Origin of the sequence: Polaromonas sp. (genome assembly GCF_035638815.1) — a bacterium.
GTDB lineage: Bacteria > Pseudomonadota > Gammaproteobacteria > Burkholderiales > Burkholderiaceae_C > Polaromonas.
This window is the reverse complement of sequence record NZ_DASQZG010000015.1, coordinates 1-15,929: the sequence shown is the minus strand read 5'-3', so window position 1 is coordinate 15,929 and position 15,929 is coordinate 1. Positions and strand designations below refer to the sequence as shown.

Sequence of the window (15,929 nt, the reverse complement as noted above, 5' to 3'; positions counted from 1 at the left end):
CCAAAAGCACGGGAGACTAGCTGTTCAACTGACCCCACAACTTGTCCAGCCGCTTGATGCTCACGGGTTGCGGCGTGCGCAGCTCCTGGGCGAAAAAACTAACCCGCAATTCTTCGAGCAGCCAGCGCATCTCCTGCAGCCGGGCATCCATCGCACCCTTGCGCTCTGCCACCAATCGCCAGTAACGCTGCTCCTGAGGTCGGAGTTCAGCCAGGCGTGAGGCGTCACGCGCAGGGTCGGCGCGCCACTTCTCAAGCCGCAAGGTGATGGCCTTGAGATAACGAGGGAAGTGCTGCAACTGGGTGTAGGGCGTAATGGTCAAAAACCGCTTGGGAACCAGACGCTGCAGTTGCTGCGCGGCATCGAGCGCAGCATCGGTTGCATTTTTGCTGTCCTTGATCTTGCGCTGGGCCGCAGCAAACTCAAGCAAGATGCCGGCCGCCAAACGCGCAACTTCACTGGCAATCAGGGTCAGGCGCCCTCGCCCGTCGTCAATGCGCTTTTTAAAGTCCAGTTCGTTCGTGGGTAGCGGTTCCAGCAAAAAAGCGCGGTCCAGTGCCACTTCAATGATCTGTTCGCGCAGCTCTTCCAGCGTGCCGCCACCCGAGTTGTCTGCAGCGCGGCCCACCAGCATGTAAGCCGTCGCCATTTTCTGGAGATCGGGCAGATTTTTCTCCAGATACTTCAGCGCATCCTTGATTTGCAGCGCGAACAGGCGACGCAAGCCAGCGCGATGTTTCGCAGCGGCAACATCGGGCTCATCAAAAACCTCAATAGTGACTCCGTCGCCCAAATCGATCAAGGCCGGAAAACCGATCAAGGTCTGCTTGCCTTTGCTGATTTCCATCAGCTCCGGCAGCTCGCCAAAGCTCCAGCTGGTGTAGCGTTCCGGCACCCTGGGCGCTGCGGATGGCGGCACGCCTGCTATATTTTTAGTAGCGCTCGACGCCCGTTCTTTATGGGTTGGATGCCGATTTGACTCCATACTTTGAGGCAACTCGGCGCTTTCAGGCCCAGGTCGCGTCTTCAGCCCCGCCAGCGCCTGGAAGGCTCCCCGCGCCTGCGACCCCAGCTCGCCCTTGAGCGCGCCCAGGTTGCGTCCCGCCCCGAGCTGACGGCCATGTTCATCTACCACGCGGAAGTTCATGAACAAATGCGGTGGCAGCATCTCCAGCTTCATGTCGTTGCGCTTGATGTCCAGCGAGGTCTTAACGCGCACCAGCTTGAGCACTGCGTCCGTCAGCGAACCGGCGCCAAACTTTTCGGGCTGCAGCAGTTCAGCGGCCATGCGCGCGGCTGTCTCTGGCAATGGCACCAGGCGTGAGCGTGGCCGCTGGTGCAAGGTCTTGATCAGTGCCTGAATTTTGTCCTTGAGCATGCCGGGTACCAGCCACTCACAACGCTCTTCGTTGACCTGGTTCAGCGCAAACAGCGGCACGTCCACCGTCACACCGTCTTTGGCGTCGCCGGGCTCGTGCAGGTAAGTGGCGCTGCAGTCCACGCCGCCGAGTCGCATGGTTTTAGGGAAAGCCTGCGTGGTGATGCCGGCCGCCTCATGGCGCATCAACTCTTCGCGGGAAAGCAGCAACAACTTCGGTTGCTTCTTGACCTCGTCCTTGTACCAGTGCTCGCAGCCGGCGCCGGTGCAAATGTCGGCCGGCAGTTGCTGGTCGTAAAAGGCGTAGATCAGCTCTTCATCGACCAGCACGTCCTGCCGCCTCGCCTTGTGCTCCAGGTCCTGTACCTGTTCGATCAGCTTGAGATTTGCCGCCAAAAAGGTGAGCTTGGTGTCCCAGTTGCCGGCCACCATGGCTTCACGGATGAAAATCTCACGTGCCGTGACCGGATCAACCCGACCGAAGTTGACGCGCCTGCCGTTGTAAATCACCAGACCGTACAGCGTGGCACGTTCCAGCGCGGTGACCTGCGCGGCTTTCTTTTCCCAGTGTGGGTCCAGCAGCTGCTTTTTCAGCAGATGGCCAGCTACCTGCTCTACCCATTGCGGCTCGATGTTGGCAATGCCGCGGCCAAACAGGCGTGTGGTCTCCACCAGCTCTGCGGCGACGATCCAGCGCCCTGGCTTTTTGCTGAGTTTTGCCCCCGGATGCCGGTAAAACTTGATGCCGCGCGCGCCCAGGTACCAGTCTTCTTCCTCATTCTTGATGCCCAGATTGCCAAGCAGGCCGCAGAGCATTGAGAGGTGTAGCTGCTCGTAGCTGGCCGGCTTGTCATTTAAATGCCAGCCCTGCTCGCCAACCACGCTGTGCAGTTGCGAATGAATGTCGCGCCACTCGCGCACGCGCCGGATGTTGATGTAGTTCTCGCGGAGCAAATTCTCATATTGACGATTCGAGAGCTTGTGGCTAGGGGTGTGTGCGATATCCGTTCGCCCTGAGCCTGTCGAAGGGCTATGCCGCTTACCGGCTTCGACAAGCTCAGCCCGAACGGGGACGGGATGAGCCGCTCCGCCCCGACTGTCCCCCAGCCATTTCCACAGCTTGAGATAACCGCTGAACTCGCTCTTTTCGTCATCAAACTTGGCGTGCTGCTGGTCAGCCTGCGCCTGCTTGTCCATGGGGCGGTCACGCACGTCCTGCACGCTCAGCGCGCTGGCAATGACCAGCACTTCGTCCAGCGCCTGCCGGTCTTTGGCTTCCAGAATCATGCGGCCGACACGCGGGTCCAGCGGCAGCTTGGCCAGGCTGCGGCCGACCGCGGTGAGTTCGTTGTCGTCGTCCACTGCGCCCAGTTCGGCAAGCAACTGGTAGCCGTCGGCAATCGCGCGGCCCTGGGGTGGCTCGATGAACGCAAAGCTTTCGATCGTACCCAAGTGCAGCGACTTCATGCGCAAAATCACCGCCGCCAGCGAGCTCCGCAGGATTTCGGGATCGGTGAACCGTTGACGGCCCAGAAAGTCCTGTTCGTCGTACAGACGTATGCAAATGCCGTCGGCGACACGACCGCAACGCCCGGCCCGCTGATTCGCAGCGGCCTGAGAGATCGGCTCAACCATGAGCTGCTCGACCTTGTTGCGAAAGCTGTATCGCTTCACGCGCGCTGTGCCGGCGTCAATGACGTAGCGAATACCGGGCACCGTCAACGACGTTTCAGCCACGTTGGTAGCCAGCACGATGCGCCTGCCGGTGTGTCCGTCAAAAATCCTGTCCTGCTCGGCCTGGCTCAGGCGTGCAAACAGCGGCAAGACCTCGGCATTACGAAACAGCGGCTGGTGTGCCAGGTGTTTGCGCAGGTGATCAGCGGCCTCACGAATTTCCCGCTCACCGGGGAGGAAAATCAAAATGTCGCCCGCACTGTGCGGGTTGCGCCATAGCTCATCGACACCTTCGGCGATCGCGTCGTTAAGGTCGTAGTCGCGTGACTCTTCAAAAGGCCGGTAGCGCTGCTCAACAGGAAACATGCGCCCCGAAACCATGATGACCGGGGCCGGCCCTTTGGACGAAGCAAAATAATCCGCAAACCGCTGCGCATCAATGGTCGCCGAGGTGATGACCACTTTGAGATCGGGCCGGCGCGGCAGCAACTGGCGTAGATAACCCAGCAAGAAATCAATGTTCAGGCTGCGCTCATGGGCTTCGTCAATGATGATGGTGTCGTAGGCCCTGAGCAAAGGGTCGGTCTGGGTCTCGGCCAGCAAGATGCCGTCGGTCATCAGCTTGACGGAGGCATCGCGGCTGAGCCGGTCCTGAAACCGAACCTTGTAGCCCACCACGTCGCCTAATGGCGTTTTCAGCTCCTCAGCAATGCGCTTGGCCACGCTGGAAGCAGCAATGCGACGCGGCTGGGTGTGGCCAATCAGTTTGCCCTGGCCGGCCGGGTAGTTGAGCTTGCCCCTCCCCATAGCCAGTGCAATTTTGGGCAATTGCGTGGTTTTTCCCGAGCCAGTTTCGCCGCAGATGATGACCACCTGGTGCGCCGTCATGGCGGCGGTGATCTCCTCTCGCTTGCCTGATACCGGCAGGGACTCGGGAAATTCAATATGCAAGGGAACGGACAAGGGCGGTGACTGCAAGGGGTTCAAAGCGTCGATTATCGACGCTGCGAGAAACTCAGGATGGCTTGAACACCGGCATTTCAACCGCCTCACCGCTGTGCTGATCAAACCAGGCCACCCGGCTGGCATAGGTCATGGCGGTGCGCGACATGGCCCGGCAGGTGGCCAGCGTCATGGAAGCCTTGGCTGCCGGATCAGATACCAGCAACACTCCGATACCGATGTCGGCCTCCCAGCGGGTTTGCTCATTTTCACGGCGGGCTGCGTCCAGGTTGGTGTTGAGGACCACAGATTTGGAGAGATGCGCCACGACGCGGTGCGCCAGCTGAATCAACTGCCCGCTGTCGTTGCAGTTGCGCAGGAGCATGACAAAACCATCTGTTGACAAACGGCCAATTTCGTACCGAAGGGGCGCGGTGCGCCGCAAGCGACCTGCGCAGACAAACAATGCATGGTTGACCGCCGCCATGCCATGCAGCTTCTCGAGAGCGTATAAATTTCCAATGCTCAGGACAATCACCCCCATCGAGGTCGGCTCGCTGCGGTAGCGCTTGAAGGCGTCTCCCAGCATGTGCCCCGTTTCCGTGTGGGAGCGCATGCGCGTCACCGGGTCATAGCCTGGTCCATGCACCATCACCTGATGCAATTCATTCAAATACGCGTACCGTATCCACAGGGCCGAAGCCATGGTGACAACGTAGGCCGAGCCCGCCATGGCGCTGATGGCGTGGACTTGCCAGGGCACGTGCGTCCTGTCCAGCGCAATCCAGCCCATGCCAGCAATGGCAATCAGCACGAAAAACACCCCGGCGGCCGCCGTCCACGCCAACCTGTCACCACGCAGAACGTGGCGCACCGCCACCACCAGCGCAATCACGCCCAGGGCGCATGCGGTCGCCATACTCAGAACAAGTGCGTGCCGGGCGGACAGCTGCCAGCCAACCGCAACACCTGCCAGGACCATGCCCGCCAAAGCCAGCAGGACCCGGTCGCGCATCCCCGGACGTGCGACGGTGCCAACAATGATGAAGAGCAGGTAGGCCAAAACAGCCGATACGACCAGTGCCACATGCGCCAAAAAACGCGCCAGGGTGTCTTCGTCGGAAATAGGCAACCCGCCCAGAAAGGCGAAGGCGAAAAAGGCGGAAGCGGTGGCGGACAAGGCGGCGTTGAGGGATATGCGATGAAGTGAGCGCGCAAAAGTCACCGCCGCGCCGGCCAGTATCAAGGCCGTCAAGCCGAAGTAAAAACCCCAGAAGCCGTACGCCAGTTTGTCCATATCTCAAGGCATTATCCGGCTTTGGCTCCCGCGATGGGGGTGGTCCACGTCCTCCCTTACACTCATTGCCATAGCTCCCAAAAGCCTGTACAGAACCCGAAAGCGCACCCATGTCCGCCGTCTTTAACTTCACCTTTGTGCCCTGGTTTCGCTCGGTTGCGCCCTACATCCACCTGCACCGCGGCAAAACATTTGTGGTGGCGATTGCCGGCGAAGCCATCGCTGCCGGCAAACTTCAGCACCTGGCGCAAGACCTGGCCTTGATCCAGAGCATGGGCGTGAAGATCGTCCTCGTGCATGGCTTCCGGCCGCAGGTTAACGAGCAACTGGCCGCCAAGGGCCACGAGGCCAAGTACTCGCACGGCATGCGCATCACCGACACGGTGGCGCTGGACTGCGCGCAAGAAGCGGCGGGCCAGTTGCGTTATGAAATTGAGGCTGCCTTCAGCCAGGGGCTTCCGAACACACCCATGGCCGGCTCCACCGTGCGGGTCATCTCGGGCAACTTCATCACCGCACGGCCGGTAGGCATTGTTGATGGCGTTGACTTCAAACACTCCGGTCTGGTGCGCAAGGTGGATACCGCCGGCATTTTGCGCACTCTGGACTTTGGAGCCATGGTGTTGCTCTCGCCTTTCGGCTTTTCACCAACCGGCGAGGCCTTCAACCTGACCATGGAAGAAGTTGCCACCAGCGTAGCCATAGAGCTGCAGGCTGACAAACTGATTTTCATGACTGAAATCCCCGGCGTGCGCATCAACCCCGCAGAGCCTGAAGGCGAGGACAACCCGATTGACACCGAACTGCCGCTGGCCGCCGCCGAGAAATTGCTGGGCCAACTGCCTAACCCCACGCAGCCCACCGACACGGCCTTTTACCTGCAACACTGCGTAAAGGCATGCAAGTCGGGCGTTGAGCGCAGCCACATCCTGCCGTTTTCAGTCGACGGCGCGTTGTTGCTGGAAATTTATGTGCACGACGGCATTGGCACCATGGTAATCGACGAAAAACTGGAAAGCCTGCGTGAGGCCACGGCAGATGACGTGGGCGGCATCCTTCAGTTGATTGAACCGTTTGAAAAAGACGGCACGCTGGTGACCCGCGACCGCACAGAGATTGAACGCGACGCAGACCTTTACACGGTCATTGAACATGACGGCGTGATCTTCGGCTGCGCAGCGCTTTACCCCTACCCCGAGGCGAAGACCGCGGAAATGGCCGCATTGACCGTGTCGCCCCACAGCCAGAGCCAGGGCGACGGTGAGCGCATTCTCAAACGTATCGAGCAACGCGCCAAAGGCATGGGTCTGCAAAGCATTTTTGTGCTGACCACACGCACCATGCACTGGTTTATCAAACGCGGCTTTGTTCAGGTAGACCCGGAGTGGCTGCCCGATGCACGCAAGCGCAAGTACAACATCAACCGAAAGAGCCAGGTGCTGGTCAAGAAGTTGAGCTGAATTACGTCCGATTCATTTTTGAAGGGGAAATCGCCATGCTTGAGCTCCGTCCCAACTGTGAATGCTGCAACAAGGATCTGCCAAATGAATCTCTTGATGCGCGTATCTGCACCTTTGAATGCACGTTTTGCAGTGACTGCGTCAGCAACAAGCTCCTTGGCATCTGCCCCAATTGCGGCGGTGAGCTGGTGACGCGCCCACGGCGCCCTGCCAACAAACTGGCCAAAAATCCGGCGTCGACCACGCGCGTATTCAAGCCTGCCGGTTGTGAGGCAACAGCATGAACACCACCACCCTGCTTCTTTTTGCCGCCGTTGCACTGGTGGCCATAGCCACGCCCGGTCCGACGGTGCTGCTGGCGCTGGCCAACGGCTCTCGTTACGGTGTGCGCCGCTCATTGCCAGGCATGCTGGGCGCTGTCGTGTCTGATTTCATTCTGGTGGGCGCCGTAGCGCTCGGGTTGGGTGCGCTGCTGGCGGCATCGGAGTTCTGGTTCTCGGTGCTGAAATGGGTAGGCGCCGTTTACCTGGCCTGGCTGGGGATTCGCCTGCTTCGCTCCAAGGGCGGCCTGGATCTGCCGGCGGACGGGGCCGTCAGCGCCGAGCATGGCAGCCGCGCGATTTTCATGAAGTCGTTTCTGGTGGCGGTCACCAACCCCAAGGGTTATCTGTTTTGCTCGGCGCTGCTACCGCAGTTCATAGACCCCGCTGCCGCCCAGGTGCCGCAATATTTGGCGATTGCTCTCGTTTTTACGGGAATGGATTTCTCCATCATGCTGGCGTATGCCTTCATCGGCGCCAGGGCCATGCGCCTGCTCAAAGCGTCAGCGCTGCGCTGGGTCGACCGCCTGTGCGGTGGTGTTCTGCTGGGCTTGGCAGGCTCGCTGGCTTTTTATCGCCGCGCCAATACCTGAGTCTGAGGGTCCTCCACTGCGGACCTCCCGCATTGGGAGTTGCGGCTAGCCGCCAGTCGCGGCAATCTGCCTTAGCGCCTGCTCAAACACCTCGGGTGGCTGCCCGCCGGAGATCAGGTGCTTGTCGTTGATGATGATGGCCGGGACCGAGCGGATGCCCTGCTGCTGATAAAACTGCTGGCGCTGGCGCACCTCGCTGGCATATTCATCTGAGGCAAGGATTTGCTGTGCGCGGGTCACGTCCAGACCCACTTCCCCGGCCAGCCGCACCAACACTTCATGCGAGCCGGGGTTCAGACCGTCAGTGAAATAGGCTTTGAACAGGGCCTCTTTCAAAGCCAATTGGCGCCCTTCTTCTTCGGCCCAATGCAGCAGGCGGTGCGCATCAAAGGTGTTGTAGATGCGGTTGCGGGCACCGACGGTGAAGGTGAAACCCAGCTCTTGCCCGCGTGCGCGGATCATCTCGCGGGTTTGCTGTAGCTGCTCGGGCGTGGAGCCGTATTTTTGGGTCAGGTGTTCGGTAATCTCTTGGCCCTCCGGCACCATTTGCGGGTTCAGCTCGAAGGGCTGGAAATGCAGCTCGGCTTTCACTTCACCGGCCACCCGGCCCAGCGCATCTTCCAGCGCCTTGAGGCCAATCACACACCAGGGGCAAGAGACGTCGGAGACAAAGTCGATTTTCATTTTCTGCAAGATGGGGGTGGTCATGTGGCGGCCTTTTGGTTTGCGTGTGCCTTCATGCTAGGTGATATTGAGGAACCCCATGGGCAGTAGGCGTTCCAAAACTCTTAGTGAAAATCGCGGCTTTCCGTACCCAGCCGCCCCAGCAGCGGCGACAAATCTTCGAGGCGGTGTGCGATCAGGTGCTGGACCTTGCCGCCGCTTTCCACGTCGCGCTGCCACTCGCCATACACCGCCAACAAGCGGGCATGCAGCACCTCTTTGCGCTGCTTTTCTCGCAGCGATTTCCAGACAATCACATTGACCGGTCCGGTTTCATCTTCGAGCGTGATGAAGATGGTGCCCTTGGCGGTTTGGGGTTGCTGCCGCACCGTCACAATCCCGCAGGCCGCTACCTGCTGGCCATGCGGCAGCAAGCGCAACTGATCGGCATTGAGTAGGTCCATTTTGGCCAGCCGGGGACGCAGCAAGGCCACCGGGTGACGACGCAGGGTCAAGCCGGTGGCGCGGTAGTCAAACAAAATTTCTTCGCCCTCGCGCGCAGGCGCCAGCGCCAGCGGCTCCTCATGGGTGGGTGCCTGCTGCAGCAGCGCGGGCTGCAGTGTGAGTGCAGATGCCTGCCACACCTGCTGGCGCCGGTGGCCAGCCAGGCTGGCCAGTGCATCCGCAGAGGCCAGTGCATTGAGCGCCTTGGTATCCAGTTGAGCACGCAGGGCCAGGTCTTCGATGCTGACCGGGAGTGATGCGACGCGTGCCGCGACGATGCGCTGGCCAGCGGCCTCGCCCAAGCCTGAGACCAGCCTCAGGCCCAGACGCACGGCAGGTTGGCTTGACAGAGAAATGGCCTCCAGCGTGCAATCCCAGTCGCTGGTCAGCACATCCACTGCCCGCACCTCCACCTGGTGCCGCCGCGCATCCTGCACGAGTTGTGATGGCGGGTAAAAGCCCAGTGGTTGTGCATTGAGCAGTGCGGCCAAAAAACAGGCTGGCTCGTGGCACTTGAGCCAGCAACTGATATACACCAGCAACGCAAAGCTGGCGGCGTGGCTTTCGGGAAAACCGTATTCGCCAAACCCTTGAATTTGCCGATAGATGCTTTCGGCAAATTCGGTGGTGTAGCCATTGGCCTGCATGCCGCTGATCAATTTGTCGCGGTATTTGCCAACGCCGCCTTTCCTTTTCCAGGCCGCCATGGAGCGGCGCAGGCCGTCGGCTTCGTCAGGTGAAAAACTGGCCGCCACCATGGCAATCTGCATCACCTGCTCCTGAAAAATTGGCACGCCCAGCGTGCGCTTGAGCACCTCGCGCAGTGCCTCGCTGGGGTACGGCACCTGATCGGGCGGGAGGCTGCGGTTTTTCAGATAGGGGTGCACCATGCCGCCCTGAATCGGGCCGGGCCTGACAATCGCCACCTCAATCACCAGGTCGTAATAACAGCGGGGTTTCAGGCGCGGCAACATCGACATCTGGGCGCGGCTTTCAATCTGAAAAACGCCCACCGTGTCGGCCGCGCAAATCATGTCGTAAGTAGCCACACAATCCTGCTTGATGGTGTGCAGGGCCAGCGCCGTGCCGCGCCAGCCATTGACAAAATCAATGCAACGGCGAATGGCCGAGAGCATGCCCAGCGCCAGCACATCAACCTTCAGCAGGCCCATGGCGTCCAGGTCGTCCTTGTCCCACTGGATGATGCTGCGATCCGGCATGGCGGCGTTTTGCACCGGCACCAGCCGCGTCAGCCTGCCTTGGGTCAGCACAAAGCCGCCCACGTGCTGGCTCAGGTGGCGCGGAAACCCGATCAACTGCTGGGTAAGCTCCAGCCACTGCAACACCCTGCCATCGTCTGGCGGCAGCCCGGCTTCAATCAACCGCTGGCCCAGATGCTCCTTGCTGTCAAACCAGAAATGCTCACCTGCAAAACGCGCAATCAAATCCGGCGGCATGCCCAGCGCTTTGCCCACATCACGCAGAGCACTGCGCGGACGATAGCTAATAACGGTAGCGGCAATGGCAGCGCGATCGCGCCCGTATTTGCCGTAGATGTATTGAATGACTTCTTCGCGCCGCTCGTGCTCAAAGTCGACATCAATGTCGGGCGGCTCATTGCGCTCCCGGCTCATGAAACGCTCAAACAGCAGGTTGCCGTTTTCAGGGTTGACCGCCGTGATTCCGAGGCAATAACAAACGGCCGAGTTGGCCGCCGAGCCGCGGCCCTGACAGAGGATGGCTTGCTCACGCGCAAAGCGGACGATGTCATGCACCGTCAAAAAGTACATCTCGTACTTCAGGTCCGAGATGATGGCCAGCTCATGCAGCACTTGCTGGCGCACGGTATCGGGCATGCCTTGGGGATAACGCTGCTGCGCGCCCTGCCAGGTCAAGCCGGCCAGCGCCTCGGCGGGCGTCTGGCCCGCGGGCACGGTCTCCAGCGGGTACTGGTAGGCGATTTCGTCCAGGCTGAAGTGGCAGCGCCTGGCCACCTCCAGTGTGGCGTCCATCAGCGCGGGGCCGTACAGGGTGGCCAGCCGCATGCGCGGCCGCAGGTGTGCTTCGGCGTTGGCCTGCAGCGCAAAACCGCAGTTTTGCACCGGCTGGCCCAGGCGCACGGCGGTGATGACATCCTGCAGCGGCTTGCGTGAGCGGACGTGCATCAGCACGTTGCCGGCCGCCACCAGCGGCACGCCTGTCAGCTGCGCCACCTGCTCCAGCTGCTGCAGGTGCAGCTCATCGTCCAGACCATGCAAAAGCTCTACCGCCAGCCACGCTTTAGTGCCAAATTGGCTCTTTGCCCAGTACGCACGGGCGCAGAGCGCTTCTGTATTGATAGCGTCGCTACCCCGGATGGGCGTCAGCAACACCTCGCAATCGGCCAGCAAGGAAAAATCACAGGCATCCTGGCTCACCTGATATTCACCGCCCGGGGCCTCTCGCCGCGCAGCGGTAATGAACTCGCACAAGTTACCCCAGCCCTGCAGGTTGTTAACCAGCGCCACCAGCCTGAACGGTGGGCCGCTGGAAGCCTGCACTAAAAACTCAGCACCCGGCAGCAATTGAAGCCCGCACTTTTTGGCCGCGACATGGGCGCGCACCACACCAGCAACCGAACATTCGTCGGTGATCGCCAGTGCGGTGTAGCCCAGGTCGTGCGCGCGCTCAACCAGTTCTTCGGCGTGCGAGGCTCCACGCTGAAAGCTGAAATTGCTCAGCGCATGCAACTCGGCATAAGCCGGAAGTTTGGGCGGTATGGGTTGCATCAACTGAAGGCTCAAACAAACACCCCATGCAAATACCAGCCGCTGGCGCGCGCCAGCCTTTCGCGGTAAATCCACAACAGGCAGGCTTCTTCATTGACGGCGATGAAGTAGTCGCGCATGGCGGCTTGTTCGCCGAGCGGTTCTGCTAGCGCAAGGCCACAGGCAGCCCAACCACTGGTCTCCAGCCGCTGCGGGCCGGCCAGCAGGTTTAAGGGGCCGGGGCACAACGGTCTGTCTTGCCGCACAGCCAGCTTCAGCGGCGTGGCCAGCAACCAGGATGGCAGCAGCGCATCAGGTTGCAACTGTGAGAACTGCTGCAACGGCTGTTTTGACGTCCCAACGCTGCGGCTTCCCTGTGCAGCGATCCAGCGTTGCATGCGCTCTGGCACATGCGTGGCGCGCGCCTGCCATCGCAAGACCTGCCGGGGTCCCAGCCGTGCGCTCAGCCGCTCGGTCAGTTGCGCCAGGCTGTCGCCGCGTTTGTGCTCCTGAATCAACAGGCTGTGGCTGCTGGACACCAGCGGCGCCACCTCCAGCGAATGCAGGCTCAGGCTGTGCGCCGGTGATGGCAGCGTGGCATGTGCCAGGTGCTCGGCAATCAGGCGGCTGGCGTGGGCCATGTCTTGCGATGCTTCAGCGGTGCGCACCACCAGTTCGCCCGTTGTGGGCCCGTTGCGCCGCGGGTCCAGGTGCCACACCAGCCGCAGCGCCAGCAAACCACTGCCGCGCGCCACCAGCCAGGCTTGCAGACGCGCCAGCAAACGCTGGGCCGCAAACAGCAACGCGCCAGCGTTTTCAACCAGCGCGTGCAATTCAAGTTTGGCCTCAAAGACTTCAGGCAGGCTCAGCCAGCGGTGGCTTTCGGGCTGCTCGCCATAGGCCTGGTCTAGCGCATCAAGCAAGGGCTGGCCAAAGCGCCGCGCCACACCGGCGCGCGGCAACCGCCGCAAATCGCCCCAGGTGCGGCAACCCACCCGCTCCAGCACACCCAGGTGCGCACGGGCCGCAGTCAGCGTGCCCAAGGGCAAGACGTCGGCTGGCAGGCGCAGGCCGCCGGGTGCGGTCAGGCTGGCCCGCAAGCGCCCGATTGCTATCAAAGAAGTAGCGCCTTGCGCCCGTGGAATAAGGGAAGGCGGGCTATTTTGTTCATAAACAAAGCTTGAAAGCTGCTTGGCGAGCTTTCCCAGCCCGCCAAACAGGCGGGTGCTGCCAGACACCTCCACCAGCACCGCCTCATCCTGCAGGCAGACGCGCGGTGAAAAGCGCAAGGCGTGCCAAGCCAACAGCTCTTGAAGCTCCCTTGCTTCGGCCGGCAGCAACTCAGGCGCTGTGGGTGGCAACAAGGCGATCCAGCGCATGGCTGTTGTCCCCCAACAAAGGCAAGGCCGCGGGCCGGCGGCGCAAAGACCGGGCGCGGCTGGCAGCCAGCAGCGCATTCAGGCGGGCCGGGCCAATGGTCAGCTCCAGCGGCTGCTGCAAAGGCGGGCCGCGCCGCTTGAAAACATCCAGTTGCAAACGCGGTGATAACCCCGGCAAACGCTGCAGCACCACGCGCAAAGGCGCGGGCGAAGATTCGGCCCGTGCCACCACGGGCCGAAACACAAACAGCAACTTGCCGTGCTCCTGCGCAGCAATGTGCAGCCGCCGCAGCTGCGGCATCTGCACACGCGGCAGCCAGGCCAGAACGGCAGCCACATCGGTGCAGCGCAGCGCCTGCTCGGTCGCCCACAGCTGGGCTGCAGCCACGCCGGCCTGTACGCACAGCAGGCGGTTCGGGTCCAGCAGCTGCGCTGCCAGCGCAGGCCCAAAAGGCTGATACGGCGCATCCACCAGCACCACCGGCCCTTGGGCGCCCCCGCTCTTGTCAGCGTCCTGACGCGCCAGCGCCGGAGTCAGCAAATTCCATTCGCTACCTGGAGAGGTTTGCAACAATTCAATCAGCGCCCCCACCGGCCAGCCACCCCCGGGCAGGACGGCATTGAGGGTGATGTAACCGGTGTCGGTGGTCCGGCCCAGCGCAACGTCCATGGCATGGGCGTGCCAGACCTTGGTGACCAAGGGTGATGGATTTGGGGCTAAAGAAAGAGCAGAACGGGCAGACATGAAAAGCAATAAATACTGTTTATATGTACAGTATTGCAGCTTTTCCGGGCTCTGGGAAGAAATCAGGTTTTGGAAGGCGCCTACCTGCAAAATTTTCCTGGTTTGGCCTTTGTAAAGACCTGCGCGAGCGTCCCAGGTTGGCCGATGTGGACCGTAAACGCCAGGCGCGCAACATTGCCGATGTGGCGGCCGCGCTCAAGCTTACAGCGCCGGCAACGGGCGCGGTCTACCGACGCCCTGCTGCCACCGCTCGCCCTTAATCAGCTGCCGCGGTAGCTGCGCCCTGCGTCGCCAGATAGGCACGCACCCGCGCATCGGCAGTCAGCCCAATGGCGCGCGACAGGGCGCTCCTCGCAGCGCTGGCGTGACCGCAGGCGCGCTGTAGGTGGGCCATAGCCACCCAGTACGACTGGTGGGCGGCCACGTCGGCCGCATCGATCGTGAGCAGCAGCGCCAGCCCCTGCGCCGGTTCGCCGGCTTCGCCCACGGCCACAGCCTGACCGATGCGCGCGCCCACCGTGGGCGACTGCGCTGCGAGCACGCCGTACAGGTGGGCGATGGCGCGCCATGGTGTCTGGCCGGTGTGCGCGCGCTGGCAGTGAGCGGACTGGATGGCCGCCTCCACCTGCAGGCTGCCGGGCTGGCGCAGTGCGGCGGCGCGATGCAGGCACTGCTCGGCCTCCTGCAGCAGCGTGTGGTCCCACAGCCTGGTGTCCTGCCCGGTCAACGGCACGAAGGCGTTGTCGGCGTTGAAGCGCGCCGGTCGGCGGCTTTCGCAATACAGCAGCAAGGCCAGCAGGCCCCAGGCTTCTGCACTTGCCGGCTGCAGGTGCACCACCAGGCGGGCCAGAAAGAGCGCCTCCGAAGCCAGGCCGTGCGTGGTCTCGTTAGCAGCGTCGGGCGCGGCGTCGCGCGTGCCCAGTGTGTAGGCGCCGTAGATGCCGTCGAGCACGGCCGACAGGCGCTCGGGCAGCTCACGCGCTTCGGGTGTCTCAAAGCGCAGGCCCGCCCCGCGAATTCTCGCCTTGGCCCGCACCAACCGCTGGGCCATGGCAGTAGGCGACACGAGGAACGCCTGAGCCAGCGTTTCGGCATGAAGGCCCAGCACGGCCTGCAACATCAGCGGCGCGTGCATCGCCGGCGCCAGCGCCGGGTGGGCGCAGACGAACATGAGCCGCAGGCGATGGTCCGGCACATCGGGCGTGTCGGGTGTCAGCAGGTCGGGCTCCAGCACCGCCAAGGTTTCGGGCGCCTGCTCCACCCGGCGGTGGCGGGCCGCCTGCAGCAGCTCGCGCCGGGCCGTCGTCAGGAGCCAGGCGTCCGGTGCATCGGGCACGCCGGTTCTAGGCCAGTGTTCGAGTGCGGCGAGCAGGGCCGACGACAGCGCGTCTTCGGCGGCAGCCAGGTCGCGCCAGCGCCAAGCCAGGTGCGCCACCAGCCGGCCGTACGACGCGCGCGCCGCGGTTTCGGCCTCGCTCCAGCCGGGCGGCGGCGCGTCTGACATGGCTCAGACCGGCGCGCCGGGCGGGGGCGGCATCACCGGGCGGACTTCGACGCCTGTGGCGGCGCACGGGGCCCGTGCCGCCCATTCAAGCGCCTGGTCGATCGAATCGACATTCAGGATGACGTAGCCACCCAAGTGCTCGCGCGTGTCGGCGAACGGTCCGTCCTGGACCTGCCGCTTGCCGTCCTTCATGCGCAGGGTCGTGGCCAGCTCGCGGGGTTGCAGGCCGTTGCCCGAGGTCATGGTGCCGCTGGCGGAAATGGCGCCCATATACGACGTCCAGGCGCCCCAGTAGGCGGGAGCCGTGTCAGGGTTGTCGCGCTGGGCCAGTTCAGCGGGGGTTTCAAAGAACATCAGCATGTATTTCATGGGTCATCTCCTGTGCACGGTGGCACGTGGCGGGTGGACCGCGACCATCGCGTTCCTACAAGCTGGATGCGCCAGTTTGCGCGCAATCGACACAGGCCATGGAAATTTTTTGTTGCGGCCTGCGAAATGTCAGCCCGGTCGCCACCAGTCGGGCCAGAAGCGGACGTTGGCGAGTGACCGGTGTTGGATACCAAATTTTGCGTAGCGCCGATTTGTGTTGTCTAGACAAAATGGCTTTGTAGCCAAGGGCGGCCCGACGCCTGCGAAGCCGTAGGTTGCGGACACGGGGTCTGCCGAGCTACACCAGTGCACCCGACAGGTGGTCTGTCGGGGCGTTGCCATGTTGCAAGGAGT

General features: G+C 62.3%; 11 protein-coding genes. 3 read left to right on the top strand and 8 right to left on the bottom strand.

The window, feature by feature from the left end:
• Positions 1-16: 16 nt before the first annotated feature.
• Complete coding sequence (hrpA, locus tag VE934_RS09800; RefSeq protein ID WP_414693832.1) at positions 17-3,940, bottom strand: ATP-dependent RNA helicase HrpA; 3,924 nt, start codon at positions 3,938-3,940, stop codon at positions 17-19.
• Between the two features lie 127 nt (positions 3,941-4,067).
• Positions 4,068-5,291 (bottom strand): GGDEF domain-containing protein, encoded by a 1,224-nt coding sequence (locus tag VE934_RS09795; RefSeq protein WP_324886888.1) that lies wholly within the window; start codon positions 5,289-5,291, stop codon positions 4,068-4,070.
• A 110-nt stretch (positions 5,292-5,401) separates the two neighbouring features.
• Here VE934_RS09795 and argA point away from each other — a divergent pair, with 110 nt between their 5' ends.
• From argA to VE934_RS09780, 3 genes are read left to right on the top strand one after another with little or no spacing between them, the layout of a single operon-like run.
• Positions 5,402-6,751, top strand: a complete 1,350-nt coding sequence (gene argA / locus VE934_RS09790; RefSeq protein WP_324886886.1) for an amino-acid N-acetyltransferase — start codon at positions 5,402-5,404, stop codon at positions 6,749-6,751.
• A 35-nt stretch (positions 6,752-6,786) separates the two neighbouring features.
• Positions 6,787-7,035 carry a DUF1272 domain-containing protein gene (locus VE934_RS09785; protein ID WP_324886884.1) on the top strand — a complete coding sequence of 83 codons (249 nt, stop codon included), beginning with the start codon at positions 6,787-6,789 and terminating at the stop codon, positions 7,033-7,035.
• Positions 7,032-7,664 carry a LysE family translocator gene (locus VE934_RS09780; RefSeq protein ID WP_324886882.1) on the top strand — a complete coding sequence of 211 codons (633 nt, stop codon included), beginning with the start codon at positions 7,032-7,034 and terminating at the stop codon, positions 7,662-7,664. The genes VE934_RS09785 and VE934_RS09780 overlap by 4 nt, the downstream gene beginning before the upstream one ends.
• 45 nt (positions 7,665-7,709) lie before the next feature.
• On the opposite strand, the gene VE934_RS09775 is transcribed toward VE934_RS09780, so the two are convergent.
• The 6 genes from VE934_RS09775 to VE934_RS09750 all read right to left on the bottom strand — a co-directional run bounded on the left by VE934_RS09775 (position 7,710) and on the right by VE934_RS09750 (position 15,575).
• Positions 7,710-8,372 (bottom strand): DsbA family oxidoreductase, encoded by a 663-nt coding sequence (locus VE934_RS09775; protein WP_324886880.1) that lies wholly within the window; start codon positions 8,370-8,372, stop codon positions 7,710-7,712.
• A gap of 80 nt (positions 8,373-8,452) precedes the next feature.
• Positions 8,453-11,599, bottom strand: a complete 3,147-nt coding sequence (locus VE934_RS09770) for an error-prone DNA polymerase (RefSeq protein ID WP_324886878.1) — start codon at positions 11,597-11,599, stop codon at positions 8,453-8,455.
• 11 nt (positions 11,600-11,610) lie between these two features.
• Positions 11,611-12,957: a DNA polymerase Y family protein gene (locus VE934_RS09765; RefSeq protein ID WP_324886876.1), complete on the bottom strand. Its 1,347-nt coding sequence runs from the start codon at positions 12,955-12,957 to the stop codon at positions 11,611-11,613.
• Positions 12,920-13,657: a translesion DNA synthesis-associated protein ImuA gene (gene imuA / locus VE934_RS09760; protein WP_324886874.1), complete on the bottom strand. Its 738-nt coding sequence runs from the start codon at positions 13,655-13,657 to the stop codon at positions 12,920-12,922. Before imuA ends, VE934_RS09765 begins: the two co-directional genes overlap by 38 nt.
• Before the next feature lie 301 nt (positions 13,658-13,958).
• Positions 13,959-15,206 (bottom strand): RNA polymerase sigma factor, encoded by a 1,248-nt coding sequence (locus VE934_RS09755; protein WP_324886872.1) that lies wholly within the window; start codon positions 15,204-15,206, stop codon positions 13,959-13,961.
• 3 nt (positions 15,207-15,209) lie between these two features.
• Positions 15,210-15,575 carry a YciI family protein gene (locus tag VE934_RS09750; RefSeq protein ID WP_324886870.1) on the bottom strand — a complete coding sequence of 122 codons (366 nt, stop codon included), beginning with the start codon at positions 15,573-15,575 and terminating at the stop codon, positions 15,210-15,212.
• Between the last annotated feature and the right edge of the window lie 354 nt (positions 15,576-15,929).

Coding starts and splice junctions, on each gene's coding strand:
- VE934_RS09795 (WP_324886888.1), bottom strand. CDS start 5,291: ATGGACAAACTGGCGTACGGCTTCTGGGGTTTTTACTTCGGCTTGACG.
- VE934_RS09785 (WP_324886884.1), top strand. CDS start 6,787: ATGCTTGAGCTCCGTCCCAACTGTGAATGCTGCAACAAGGATCTGCCA.
- VE934_RS09755 (WP_324886872.1), bottom strand. CDS start 15,206: ATGTCAGACGCGCCGCCGCCCGGCTGGAGCGAGGCCGAAACCGCGGCG.
- VE934_RS09750 (WP_324886870.1), bottom strand. CDS start 15,575: ATGAAATACATGCTGATGTTCTTTGAAACCCCCGCTGAACTGGCCCAG.
- VE934_RS09765 (WP_324886876.1), bottom strand. CDS start 12,957: ATGCGCTGGATCGCCTTGTTGCCACCCACAGCGCCTGAGTTGCTGCCG.
- VE934_RS09770 (WP_324886878.1), bottom strand. CDS start 11,599: ATGCAACCCATACCGCCCAAACTTCCGGCTTATGCCGAGTTGCATGCG.
- hrpA (WP_414693832.1), bottom strand. CDS start 3,940: ATGACGGCGCACCAGGTGGTCATCATCTGCGGCGAAACTGGCTCGGGA.
- VE934_RS09775 (WP_324886880.1), bottom strand. CDS start 8,372: ATGACCACCCCCATCTTGCAGAAAATGAAAATCGACTTTGTCTCCGAC.
- argA (WP_324886886.1), top strand. CDS start 5,402: ATGTCCGCCGTCTTTAACTTCACCTTTGTGCCCTGGTTTCGCTCGGTT.
- VE934_RS09780 (WP_324886882.1), top strand. CDS start 7,032: ATGAACACCACCACCCTGCTTCTTTTTGCCGCCGTTGCACTGGTGGCC.